We start from the raw sequence: 12317 nt of genomic DNA on the forward strand, positions 1-12317 counted from the left end.
CAAAAGCGGTATGAATATTCCTCCTGCTTTATTGCCGTTGTGTTATGCCGGAGGCTAATGCACCTGGGATTAAAGGTTTGCTAAATTTGTAGTAATCATTTGAGAATTTAGCACATTTAGGACTAAAGTCCTGACTACAAACACATCACCCATAAAATAGGAGGGTGGTTATGTTCAAAAAAATAAAATACATTCAACTGCTGCTAACTAATAAAAACTGGGAACATTTAGGTGATATTGCCATTCTCAAATCTGAGTTATTGGGTGCTAAGATTTCGCCAAAAGTAGCTACTAAATTACAAGCAGTAGAGGGATATCATCCCCCCATTAATTTGGAGATATTAAGCCAATATCCTCCAGGAACTTTGGGAAGAGAATATGCCAACCATATGCAAATTAATCATTTACAACCATTCAATGTCAGTCCGGCATTAGATGAAATTGCTAAACACAATGTCTTTGCTTTGCGCTATGTGATTACTCACGATATTTTTCACGTTTTACTCGGTTTTGACACTAGCTATGCTGGAGAAATAGGTGTTCTTGCTGTTGCAGTTGAGCAAAACTATAGCCAATCATTGAAAATCGGTTTATGGATAGCTCAATGGCTTTATCCTCTGCTTGCGCCTCAACAAAGAGGTGAAATTTCTGCTAACTTAAAAAAAGGGAAAGAACTGGGCAAAAAAGCAGACTTTTTATTAGGCTATCGTTTTGAAGAACACTGGAAAGATTCTCTTGCTAATTTGCGAACCAGTTTATCTTTACCACCAGTGTAAATAAATATTTGACTAAAAATTTATTTATAGATCATCCTAAATTAGGAGTAGTAATTCATGGTTACCATTGAAAAAAAAACTGCAAACCAAACAATTGCTAAACTACCACCAAAATCTCGCGTACCTAGAATAATTCAAACTATTCGCTCAGTTTTTACACCAGTCTCGTTTTTAAAAGCAACTCAACAAGAATATGGAGATATTTTTCTTTTTGAATCTAAGAATTTTTCTTCACAAATAGTTTTGAGTAATGTGCAAGCAATTCAGGAACTTTTGACAGCCGACTCTAAACTATTTGAATCAGGTTCAGGAAGCAAAATTATTCAACCACTTGTGGGAGCTAATTCCTTAATATTGCTCGATGGCGATCGCCACCTACAACAGCGGAAGCTATTAATGCCTCCTTTTCACGGTGAAAGGATGCGGGCTTATGGTCAATTAATTTGTAATATTACCAATCAAGTCACTAGTCAATGGACTGTGGGGCAAAGTTTTTTAGCCCGTCCTAATATGCAAGATATTTCCTTGCAAGTGATTTTACGTGCTGTTTTTGGATTAAAAGAAGGCGAACGTTACCAACAAATCAAGCAAGTTTTAACTGAGATGTTGGATACCTTTAATTCTCCTCCCACAGTAATTACTCAACTACCATACTTGAATGCTGTTTGCTCAGAAACGCTCCGAATTTATCCAGTTGCTTTCTTTAGTTTGCCGCGCATTCTTAAAGAGCCTATGCAATTCATGGGTTACGATTTACCCAAAGGGATGATGCTTTCTGTCAGTATTTATCTAACTCACCATCGCCCAGATGTTTATCCAGAACCTGAGAAGTTTCAGCCAGAACGTTTTTTAGAACGGCAGTTTTCTCCTTATGAGTTTTTACCCTTTGGTGGGGGAAACCGTCGCTGTATTGGTGCAGCATTTGCTTTATTTGAAATGAAATTAGTTTTAGCAAATATCCTCTCACATTACTCATTAGAGTTAATGGATAAGGCGCCTTTAAAACCTGTGCGTCGTGGCATAGTATTTGCACCCAATGGTGGCGTGCATTTGATGGTAAAAGATAAATACGGGACTGGAAAATAAATCCCAGTCCCGATAAAAAAGCGGGCTAACCGCTAATGATGTGGTTAACCCGTTCAGCTTTGGGAACGCGCTGAGAAATTTTTATTGCAATACCAACTTGACATTGGCGTTTTGCAGACCGCGCTGTTTTACTTCAGCCAAAGTCTTGTTAACGGCATATTTTTGGTTGATGGAGTTGATCAACTCGGTTTGGTTGTGCTTTTTAGCAACACCCCATAGGTCAGCGATTAGGTCAAAGGAACCATCGCTGTTGCGAGACCAACCTAGATCATATTCGCCTTCTAAAACAGCTACGATGTCGGAGCGTACACGCTGACCGTTATAACCACGAACATCAGCTTCAGTCTTTACGCTGATACCAAGGTCGCGCAAAGAAGATTTGAGGATTTCGGCATCGGTGATTTTGGTACGCAGAGTGCTAAAGTGAGACATTTGGGTTTCCTCCAGTGAGAAGATTGAGAAAAAGACAACGGTTTGTTTTTGGGAAGCCGCGCTTATCGAGATGCGGCTGTTTTTCGTAACTGCTAGCTTTTTGGGCTAGCCTTTGCCCCTGGGTTAGTAGGGGAAAGCTTTTAAAACTCCATGCGCTGATATTCAGCAACGGAGGATGCGGCTGGTCGTGCGCGCTGTCTGGCCCAGTCCCTCAGGGCTGTTACCTGTTCTTGCATGGTACGAGACAGTGGCAATGTTGCTTTTAGGGCCGCAATAATATCTAATTGTGTGAACTCGCGGTCTTGGGCAAAAGCTTCATACATGGCTGCCACAAGTGCTTGTTCAATTTCTGCCCCAGAGAAACCGTCAGACATCTTGGCGAGTTGCTCAAGATCAAACCTGGAGATGTCTTCACGACGCTTGGCAAGGTGGATTTTATAAATATCTTGCCGTTCTTCTGGTGTGGGCAAATCCACAAAGAAAATTTCGTCAAAGCGTCCTTTCCTTAAAAATTCTCCAGGTAAGCGTTCCACTCGGTTAGCGGTTGCCATGACGAATACTGGAGATTTTTTGTCTTGCATCCACGTCAGGAAAGAACCAAAGATTCTACTTGATGTACCACCATCAGAATCAGATGAACCTGAGCTACCTGCAAAGGATTTATCTAACTCGTCTATGAACAGAATCGCTGGAGAGATGGATTCTGCTGTTTTTAGGGCATTACGCAGATTGGCTTCACTTCGTCCCACCATTGAGCCGTCGTAAACTCGACCCATATCTAAGCGTAACAATGGTAAACCCCATAGTCGGGATGTAGTCTTGGCAATTAGCGACTTACCACAACCGGGAACTCCGAGAATCAGCATTCCTTTGGGCTGGGGTAAACCATACTCTCTTGCTCTTTCTGTAAAAGCGTTAGAGCGCTGTTTAAGCCACTTTTTCAGTTCCTCTAAGCCACCTACAGCATCAATGGTTGCATCTTCTTCAATGTATTCTAAGATCCCATTGCGCCGAATTAGCTGCTTTTTCTCCGATAGAACTATATCGACTTCATCTTCTGTCAGGCGCCCTGTGGTTACTTGCGCCTTGCGGTATACTTTCTCAGCTTCATCTTTAGTTAGACCTAAAGCTGCTCTCAGAAGTTTTTCTCGCGCCTCGGTGGTCAATCGCCGTCCACGACTTTGCTCTAGATGATGAGTCAACACTTTGTTCAACTCAGCCATATCTGGTAATCTAAAGTCGAGTACAACAACTTCCTTTTCTAGTTCGATGGGAACTTGCTGCATGGGTGACATCAATATGATGTTCTTTTGCATTCCCTTAAAGCTAGCGATCGCATCACGTAACGATCTTGTTGTCGCAGGCGCATCAATAAACGGATGTAAATCTTTAAGAATAAATATACCAGGTTCTCTCTGCCGGATAATCCACTCAATGGCTGCCTCTGGAGAAACAGTATTGTGTTGTGTGACGTTCCGGGGTTGCCCATATTCCACGATGCCGTGAGTTACTGTCCAGACGTATACGCGGCGTTGGGGCTTTAATAGTTGGGCGATTGTGGAAATTGCCTGCTCCGCCCGCTCTTCCTCGGAGGTCACAAGGTAGATTAGAGGATATTGAGCTTGAATTAGAATATTGAGCTCTTCTTTCATACAATCGACCTACTTGAGACCTTATACAGTAAAGACATCGTTTGTTGGTTGCGACAACCGAATTATGAACTGTTTATTCATAATTCTTACCTAGCAAGGAACCAACTCCTCTTCACCCTTAGGATGAGTTTCTTCTTTTTCCATTTCGTCAATGGACAGAGGCTCTTGAGTGGTTATTCCTGGTTGACTACCCATAGGAATCAATTCTCCATCCCGCAAGACTAATGAACTCTCGCAGTTTGGACAGGAATAAACTCGGTGAGTTCTTCCATATACAGAAGCTTCAACTTCCTCCACTAATTCTGAGTTAGCTAGGTAGAAGACTAGGGCACGTTCGGCAAGTTCTGACATCGGTTCGGAATCAACAGCTGAACGAATTTTCAGTCTTTTGTGAACTTCTGGTGACAAATACAAAGTAACCTTTTGCTTAGCTTGCATATAACTCTTTAACGGCCTTACCCGGGTATGTATATTACGTTATCGGTTGCTTTCTTCGTTGTCAAGACGTTAAAACGTTTTGACGCTAATTTTGTTACATTTATTTATATTTTGTTGATGGTTGTTAGTGACATAGTTCCCTGACAGAGTTATTTATGAAACAGTTTTTGGTTTTACTCCATTGAATTAAGCAATAGTAAACCACCGCCATTTTATCCATATAAATGTATTTAATATGGTACTTATAAGAAATCAGTGACTTCAATAAAAAATCACATCATGTCTACTACTACAGTAAAAACATGTAGGCATCAACAAAAAAATTATACTAAAATTGCCAACATTGGCGGAGCAGTTATCTTGCTCTTAAGTTTGTGGGGTTGTACTGCTACAAATTTTCAGGATTCCCCTGTAACATGGAATACTTATAAAAATTCCCGTTATGGCTTTGAATTTCCATACCCTAGTAATTGGAAGACTTTGCCAGTACCAGGAAATTCTGATGGAATTGCCTTGGTGTCACCGCAAAACGAAGCCGTAGAAATTCGCTCATGGGCAGTTAATTTACTACCTGAATCTATAACCACAGAAACAAACAGCAAAACCAAGATAACTCCTAACTTTCAAACAGATCAGGGTATCTCTGGGGTGCTACTGGTGGAAATTGATCAGGAAATTAGCTTGATGAAACTGAGTTTAATTCAGGATGAAGTCGAATATTACTGGCAAGGACGCAGCCAGAACCTAGAATTTCCCAGTTACTATCCTTTGTTCTACTACATTGCCCAGCAGTATCGGATTGGGGAGTGATCTGTTTGGTTAATTGCATCTTTAAACTCAAAAATTACGTATCTTCTCCAGAATGATGATGAACAGGGTACAGAAACCTGATAGATTTAGCTATCAGCGAGTAAAAACTGGTGAAGATGAAAGTCCTGGTTATTGGTGGCGATGGATATTGCGGTTGGGCAACTGCACTTTACCTTTCCAATCGAGGTTATGACGTTGGAATTTTAGATAGTTTGGTGCGGCGGCACTGGGATAATGAATTGGGTCTCGATACTCTCACTCCCATCGCACCAATTCAGCAACGCCTCCAGCGCTGGCAAGATTTGACAGGTAAATCCATCGACCTGTTTATTGGCGATATCACTAATTACGAATTTCTCAAGAAAGTTTTACACCAATTTGAACCAAATGCCCTAGTACATTTTGGTGAACAGCGATCAGCGCCCTTTTCGATGATTGACCGTGAACATGCTGTTCTTACCCAGGTCAATAACGTAGTAGGGACGCTGAACTTACTGTATGCGATGCGAGAAGATTTCCCAGATTGCCATTTGGTGAAGTTGGGAACGATGGGTGAATACGGCACACCCAACATCGATATTGAGGAAGGTTACATCACAATTGAACACAATGGGCGCAAAGATACTTTGCCGTATCCCAAGCAGCCTGGTTCAATGTACCATCTCAGCAAAGTCCATGATAGCCACAATATCAACTTTGCTTGCCGTATTTGGGGATTGCGCGCTACCGACCTCAATCAAGGGATAGTTTATGGTGTCTTGACCGAAGAAACGGGCATGGACGAACTATTAATTAATCGCCTTGATTACGATGGGGTATTTGGTACAGCACTTAACCGCTTCTGTATTCAAGCTGCGATCGCCCACCCCCTAACCGTCTACGGTAAAGGTGGACAAACGCGCGGACTATTGGATATTCGGGATACAGTGCGATGTATTGAACTAGCGATCGCTAACCCAGCCGAACCTGGCGAATTCCGGGTATTTAACCAATTTACTGAACTATTTAGCGTTGGTGATTTGGCATTAATGGTGAAAAAAGCCGGGAATGCCATGGGATTGAATGTGGAAATCAATAACCTGGATAACCCCAGAGTTGAAAAAGAAGAACACTACTTCAATGCTAAAAATACCAAACTGCTGGATCTCGGTTTAGAGCCTCACTATCTCTCTGATTCGTTGCTTGACTCTTTGTTAAACTTTGCCGTCAAGTATCAACAACGAGTTGATCACAAGCAAATTCTACCCAAAGTCTCTTGGCATAGAAAGTAGGGTAAAGACTGCTATCTACTGGTTGTCATGTCTTAGCACAATATGACAACCAGTCAATGTTTATACAGATGTAACTCTGTGTTTGATTTCTGCAAGCCGCACACTCGTGACTTCTAGTCATGCGAGGTTCAAACCACAATGCAAACAAAGCTGGGATTATTTGCTTGTATAGTTTTTTATGAGAATTGCCCTATTCAGCGAAACCTTTCTACCTAAGGTTGACGGTATTGTCACGCGCCTGCGCCATACTGTTGACCATCTACAGCGCAATGGTGACCAAGTACTAGTGATTGCCCCTGAAGGTGGTATTACTGAACACAAAGGAGCCAAAGTTTACGGCGTTACTGGTTTTCCCTTGCCATTGTATCCAGAGTTAAAAATGGCACTGCCCCGTCCAGCTATTGGTTATGCACTAGAAGAATTTCAGCCAGATATTATTCATGTTGTCAATCCGGCTGTTTTAGGGTTGGCGGGAATTTTTTACAGCAAAATGCTGAAAATTCCGTTAGTAGCCTCTTATCATACACATTTACCCCAATATCTCCAGCATTACGGTTTGGGAATGTTAGAAGGGTTTCTTTGGGAATTAATTAAAAATGCCCATAATCAAGCATCATTGAATCTGTGTACCTCCACAGTAATGATGGAGGAACTGACAACACATGGTATCGAACGGGTGCAAGTGTGGCAACGCGGTGTAGATACAGAATTATTTCACCCGGATTTAGCTAGTCCAAAAATGCGATCGCGTCTCACACAAAATCATCCTGAAAGCCCTTTGCTGCTTTATGTGGGGCGGCTTTCCGCCGAAAAAGAAATTGAGCGCATCAAACCCATATTAGAGGCAATTCCCGACGCAAGATTGGCATTAGTGGGTGATGGCCCTCATCGCCAGGAATTAGAAAAGCATTTTTCCGGGACTCACACTCATTTTGTCGGATATCTCATGGGGCAAGAATTAGGTTCTGCCTTTGCTAGTGCTGATGCCTTTATTTTTCCTTCTCGGACAGAAACACTAGGCTTGGTGCTGCTAGAAGCAATGGCCGCAGGCTGTCCAGTAGTAGCAGCACGTTCTGGAGGCATTCCTGATATTGTCACAGATGGCATCAATGGATATCTTTTTGACCCTACAGCAGATATTCAAGATGCCATTACTGCTACTGTTCGTCTCTTAGAAAATCAACAAGAAAGAGAAATTATCCGTCAAAATGCCCGCAAAGAGGCAGAAAGCTGGGGATGGTCAGCGGCTACATGCCAGCTGCAAGATTATTATCAAAAGGTGGTGTTTTCAGAACAACTGACAAAAGCAGCTTAAATGGGTGTTGTAATTATACAGGACTTATGCAAAAACCACCAAAAACCTTAATTTATTCAACCGCCCGCGCGCAGCGATGCCCGTAAGGGCTGTAGACGCCAAGAACGCCAAGAATGCGTAGAATGTGCGTAAGTCCTATTATATAGTGTTGACTATAACCCGGTTTCTTGAAGAAATCGGGTTTCTCATATGAATTATGATTGCTACATATCAAGATAAAAATAAAATTTTAAATTTATCATTCCCATGACTCCTTCCAATCCTGGTAGCGTCTTGGCTACATTAACTGAATTAACTCAAGTTAATCGTATTCATTCTTTATTAGGTCGTGTAAAAGACCTACCAGTTAACGAATTTATTTGTTTACTTGACTTCATCACCGCTGAATTTCAACAGTTTCTTCGAGCAATTGAGTTAATCAATAATGAAGCTCTAGAAACTATGTTAGAAAAGGTGCTAGAAGCCATCACAGTTAAAATTGGTCAAATTCTCCAAGCGGAAAATTCAGCTATTTTTTTAGTTGACTATGACAAAGGTCAATTGTGGTCAAAAGTTCCTCAAAATAATACGCAAAAATTTTTAGAAGTTCGTATTCCCATTAATGTCGGCATTCCAGGTCATGTAGTCAGCACAGGTGAATATTTAAATATATCTGACACTGTTACTCACCCTTTGTTTAGTCCAGAACTCGAAAAACAAATGGGCTACCAAATCCGAAATATGTTATGTATGCCTGTGGTTAGTAGCAAAAATCAAACTGTCGCAGTAGTACAACTAGCGAATAAAACTGGTGATATTCCGTTTAATCACGAAGATGAGGAGCGTTTTCGAGACTTTGCTGCTTCTATTGGGATTATTCTGGAAAGTTGTCAGTCTTTTTATGTAGCAGCTCGTAATCAACGCGGTGCAACGGCTCTTTTACGGGCAACGCAAACACTAGGGCAAAGTTTAGATTTAGAAGCAACTTTGCAGATGGTGATGGAACAAGCCCGGATTTTAATGCAAGCTGACCGTAGCACGTTATTTTTGTACCGTAAAGAAATGGGCCAACTCTGGACAAAAGTAGCAGCAGCAGCAGATGGTACAAACTTCATAGAAATTCGGATACCCGCTAATCGTGGTATTGCTGGCTATGTAGCTTCTACAGGTGAAGCACTGAATATTCCTGATGCCTACAAAGATCCTCGTTTTGACCCCAGTATAGATAGAAAAACGGGGTATGTAACTCACAATATTTTATGTTTGCCAGTGTTTAATTCTGCCAATGAATTAATTGGCGTTACACAATTAATTAATAAGCAAAAAGGTAGTTTTACCGCCTCTGATGAAGAGTTTATGCGGGCTTTTAATATTCAAGCCGGAATTGCTTTAGAAAATGCGCGCTTATTTGAAAATGTATTATTAGAAAAGCAATATCAAAAAGACATTTTGCAAAGCCTCTCGGATGCTGTAATTTCTACAGATATGGCTGGTCAAATTGTGACGATTAATGATGCGGCTTTAGTGTTGCTAGGTTGTCCATTAGATAAGGCTAACACCAGAAATAATCAGCTTTTGTGGGAACACAATTTAATTGGTCGCTTGGTTTGGGAAGTTGTACCGATTGAAAATTTACAAATACGCTTAGAAGACAGTTTAAAAACTGCTGCCAAACATTATGTACCAGAACAAAACTTGATAGTGGGTTTGTACCCATTACTTAATTCTTCTCAAGACTCAGGAGTGAGTAATCAACAATTAATTTTAGCAGTACGCGATCGCACTAACCCCGATGTGTTCATTCCCTGGAATCAACCCCTAACGCCCCAGCTTAATTGTTTCACCTCTAGCCAGGTGGAAATCTTAGAACGGAGCATTAATTTGACTGTGAATCCGCTGACTAACCCAGAAGGTGGAGTCCGGGGTGGTTTGGTGGTTCTAGAAGATATTAGTCAAGAAAAGCGCATGAAAAGCACCATGTATCGCTACCTCACACCTCATGTTGCCGAGCAAGTAATGGCATTAGGGGAAGATGCTTTAATGGTGGGTGAGCGCAAAGAAGTCACTGTTTTATTTTCAGATATCCGGGGCTACACCACACTGACAGAAAATCTGGGCGCATCTGAGGTGGTATCGCTGCTGAATCAGTATTTTGAAACAATGGTAGAGGCAGTATTTAACTACGAAGGCACTCTAGATAAATTTATTGGAGATGCCTTAATGGCGGTGTTTGGTGCGCCACTACCTTTGACAGAAAATCATGCCTGGAGGGCGGTGCAGTCAGCATTGGATATGCGCCAACGTTTAGACGAATTTAATCAACGGCGGATTATCCAAGCGCAGCCTCAAATCCGGATAGGTATTGGCATTAGCTCAGGAGAAGTAGTTTCTGGGAATATTGGCTCCCATAAACGCATGGATTACACCGTAATTGGGGACGGGGTAAATTTAAGTTCACGTTTGGAAGGAGTCACCAAGGAATATGGCTGTGATATTATTTTGAGCGAATTTACTTACCAATTATGCAGCGATCGCATCTGGGCGCGCCAGTTAGATAAAATTCGCGTCAAAGGTAAACACCAAGCAGTCAACATCTATGAGTTAATCGGCGATCGCACGACTGATTTAGATGCCAATACCCAAGAATTTTTATGGCATTACCAAGCTGGGCGTACGGCTTATTTAGACCGGAATTTTGCCCAGGCGATCGCTTGTTTTACGGCTGCTCAATATATTCGACCCACAGACCAAGCTGTTAATGTCCACCTAGAACGTGCTTATAACTACCAAAAGACACCACCTCTAGAGTCTTGGGATGGTGTCTGGGATTTGATGGCAAAATAGCTAGTTTTTTTCAGTCTTGAGCCTCATTTCCGTCACTTTGAAAGGGATTTTCACCAATTTGTAGTTGTTTTTTAGTTCTTTTCAAGTTTTTCCACAAAACTTTGATTTGTTCGTAAGCGTCATCCGGCGATAACTTGCCACCTGTTTCTAAATTACAGATGTAACTCACCCGTTGAGCAAATTCCTGTAAATTTGCATTAAAAACCACATTTTCCGGCTTTACTTGACCATAGTAACGTCCACGCGGATATAAAAAATTATCTTTGTTCACTAAATTTTTCTCCATTTATTTAATATCCTTCCCGTTTTAATATATAAAGTTGAATTATTAACCACCCTTAACGTTAAATTTGCGAAATTAGCGTCAAATGTAAGAGTAGTTGCCTTAACAATCTTTAATGATAGAGGTGATACAGAAGTTAGTTAAAGGTGCCAATTTTAGATTTTGCATTGGTTTTTTCAGTGAGAGTCAGGCCACCATAGCTGCTCTCAAATCTAAAATCATCCATCTAAAATGCCTGCTACCTTGAGTATGCTACACTCAAGCACATTTAACCCATACTAGGTAACTCTTGCCAATTTATTTCATCAAATGGTAGTCTGTTTTTTTACAATTGCCAACAAATTTTATAAAAAATGAAATGCTAATTATAATAAATGTATCAAGACTTACTAAACTTTGCGTAATATTACTTTCTTTATTTTACGATATTTACGATTATTTTGAGGCAAAACGTTTATATTTAAGTATTAAAAAATACACAAGAAATACCATGTCTTAAAGGTGACTGTCACCCATCGAAGGTTAGATGTTAAGTATTTTTTTGCCCCCACTTTTAATAGCCGATTCATGAGCAATGGCTAATCTGGAATAACTAAAGATAAAATAGTTAAGCTCGAAAGGGCAAAAGCTACCCCTCGCCCACAACGTTACCTCTTATCATGTCTGTTAATTCCAAGCTCTACGAAGGCAAAGCGAAAATTCTTTATGCAACGGATGATCCAGAAGTCTTGCTAGCTGACTTTAAAGATGATGCCACAGCTTTTAATGCCCAAAAGCGTGGCAGTATTATCGGTAAAGGAAAAATTAATTGTAGCATTTCTAGCCAATTGTTTCAGCAATTAGAACTACGGGGGATAAAAACTCATTTTATTGATTCTCCGGCACCACATCAAATGCGGGTAAGGGCTGTGAAGATTTTTCCCTTAGAAGTAGTGGTGAGAAACATTGCTGCCGGTAGTTTATCTCAGCAAACAAAATTACCGGTGGGTACACTGCTGAAACAACCTTTAGTAGAGTTCTATTATAAAAATGATGAATTAGGAGATCCACTATTAACACGCGATCGCCTATTGTTATTAGAACTGGCAACACCGGAACAAGTAGATGCAATTACCAATCTAGCATTGCAAGTCAACGAGTTTCTCCAAAACTTTTGGCAGCAGTGCGGCATCACGCTAGTAGACTTCAAACTAGAATTTGGTTTGGACTCACAACAGCAGTTGCTCTTGGCCGATGAAATTAGCCCCGACACCTGCCGTTTGTGGAACACAGCCGAAGCAGATCCTAACCTGCGGGTAATGGATAAAGACCGCTTCCGCCGGGACTTGGGAAATGTAGAAGATGCTTACCAGGAGGTTTTACAACGAGTATTACAAGCAGTAGCAAGCAAAAATTAAATCTATGGAAACCATTACATAAAAATGGCAAATT

11 protein-coding genes are annotated in these 12317 nt (G+C 41.0%); 7 read left to right on the forward strand and 4 right to left on the reverse strand.

The features are described from left to right. The first annotated feature begins 170 nt into the window (after positions 1-170). The gene (locus ACM0OT_RS15640) at positions 171-776 is read left to right on the forward strand and encodes a Coq4 family protein (protein WP_414565271.1); all 606 of its coding nucleotides are present in this window, start codon (positions 171-173) and stop codon (positions 774-776) included. A 57-nt stretch (positions 777-833) separates the two neighbouring features. Further along, positions 834-1862: a cytochrome P450 gene (locus tag ACM0OT_RS15645; protein ID WP_414565272.1), complete on the forward strand. Its 1029-nt coding sequence runs from the start codon at positions 834-836 to the stop codon at positions 1860-1862. Positions 1863-1943: 81 nt separating this feature from the next. Here the strand turns inward: ACM0OT_RS15645 and ACM0OT_RS15650 are convergent, their stop codons facing one another. The 3 genes from ACM0OT_RS15650 to ACM0OT_RS15660 form a co-directional block, all read right to left on the reverse strand. Further along, entirely contained in the window at positions 1944-2294 is a 351-nt protein-coding gene (locus ACM0OT_RS15650; protein ID WP_048868763.1) for a DUF1257 domain-containing protein, read from the reverse strand. A 140-nt stretch (positions 2295-2434) separates the two neighbouring features. Continuing rightward, positions 2435-3946 carry an AAA family ATPase gene (locus ACM0OT_RS15655; protein ID WP_414543284.1) on the reverse strand — a complete coding sequence of 504 codons (1512 nt, stop codon included), beginning with the start codon at positions 3944-3946 and terminating at the stop codon, positions 2435-2437. A gap of 90 nt (positions 3947-4036) precedes the next feature. Beyond that, entirely contained in the window at positions 4037-4384 is a 348-nt protein-coding gene (locus tag ACM0OT_RS15660; RefSeq protein ID WP_414565273.1) for a hypothetical protein, read from the reverse strand. 279 nt (positions 4385-4663) lie between these two features. Here ACM0OT_RS15660 and ACM0OT_RS15665 point away from each other — a divergent pair, with 279 nt between their 5' ends. From ACM0OT_RS15665 to ACM0OT_RS15680, 4 genes are all read left to right on the forward strand, one after another. Further along, positions 4664-5194 (forward strand): hypothetical protein, encoded by a 531-nt coding sequence (locus ACM0OT_RS15665; protein WP_414565275.1) that lies wholly within the window; start codon positions 4664-4666, stop codon positions 5192-5194. Between the two features lie 116 nt (positions 5195-5310). Next, on the forward strand, positions 5311-6465 hold the full coding sequence (locus ACM0OT_RS15670; RefSeq protein ID WP_414565276.1) for an NAD-dependent epimerase/dehydratase family protein: 1155 nt from the start codon (positions 5311-5313) through the stop codon (positions 6463-6465). Positions 6466-6643: 178 nt separating this feature from the next. Beyond that, positions 6644-7780: a glycosyltransferase family 4 protein gene (locus ACM0OT_RS15675; RefSeq protein ID WP_414565277.1), complete on the forward strand. Its 1137-nt coding sequence runs from the start codon at positions 6644-6646 to the stop codon at positions 7778-7780. Positions 7781-8026: 246 nt separating this feature from the next. Beyond that, complete coding sequence (locus tag ACM0OT_RS15680) at positions 8027-10603, forward strand: GAF domain-containing protein (protein ID WP_414565278.1); 2577 nt, start codon at positions 8027-8029, stop codon at positions 10601-10603. Positions 10604-10613: 10 nt separating this feature from the next. On the opposite strand, the gene ACM0OT_RS15685 is transcribed toward ACM0OT_RS15680, so the two are convergent. Further along, complete coding sequence (locus tag ACM0OT_RS15685; protein WP_414565279.1) at positions 10614-10889, reverse strand: hypothetical protein; 276 nt, start codon at positions 10887-10889, stop codon at positions 10614-10616. Positions 10890-11545: 656 nt separating this feature from the next. Here ACM0OT_RS15685 and purC point away from each other — a divergent pair. Further along, on the forward strand, positions 11546-12283 hold the full coding sequence (gene purC / locus ACM0OT_RS15690; RefSeq protein WP_414565280.1) for a phosphoribosylaminoimidazolesuccinocarboxamide synthase: 738 nt from the start codon (positions 11546-11548) through the stop codon (positions 12281-12283). The last annotated feature ends 34 nt before the right edge of the window (positions 12284-12317 follow it).

Origin of the sequence: Anabaena sp. CCY 9613 (genome assembly GCF_963920895.1) — a bacterium.
Taxonomy (GTDB): Bacteria; Cyanobacteriota; Cyanobacteriia; order Cyanobacteriales; family Nostocaceae; genus Cyanocohniella.

Coding starts and splice junctions, on each gene's coding strand:
- ACM0OT_RS15640 (WP_414565271.1), top strand. CDS start 171: ATGTTCAAAAAAATAAAATACATTCAACTGCTGCTAACTAATAAAAAC.
- ACM0OT_RS15645 (WP_414565272.1), top strand. CDS start 834: ATGGTTACCATTGAAAAAAAAACTGCAAACCAAACAATTGCTAAACTA.
- ACM0OT_RS15650 (WP_048868763.1), bottom strand. CDS start 2,294: ATGTCTCACTTTAGCACTCTGCGTACCAAAATCACCGATGCCGAAATC.
- ACM0OT_RS15655 (WP_414543284.1), bottom strand. CDS start 3,946: ATGAAAGAAGAGCTCAATATTCTAATTCAAGCTCAATATCCTCTAATC.
- ACM0OT_RS15660 (WP_414565273.1), bottom strand. CDS start 4,384: ATGCAAGCTAAGCAAAAGGTTACTTTGTATTTGTCACCAGAAGTTCAC.
- ACM0OT_RS15665 (WP_414565275.1), top strand. CDS start 4,664: ATGTCTACTACTACAGTAAAAACATGTAGGCATCAACAAAAAAATTAT.
- ACM0OT_RS15670 (WP_414565276.1), top strand. CDS start 5,311: ATGAAAGTCCTGGTTATTGGTGGCGATGGATATTGCGGTTGGGCAACT.
- ACM0OT_RS15675 (WP_414565277.1), top strand. CDS start 6,644: ATGAGAATTGCCCTATTCAGCGAAACCTTTCTACCTAAGGTTGACGGT.
- ACM0OT_RS15680 (WP_414565278.1), top strand. CDS start 8,027: ATGACTCCTTCCAATCCTGGTAGCGTCTTGGCTACATTAACTGAATTA.
- ACM0OT_RS15685 (WP_414565279.1), bottom strand. CDS start 10,889: ATGGAGAAAAATTTAGTGAACAAAGATAATTTTTTATATCCGCGTGGA.
- purC (WP_414565280.1), top strand. CDS start 11,546: ATGTCTGTTAATTCCAAGCTCTACGAAGGCAAAGCGAAAATTCTTTAT.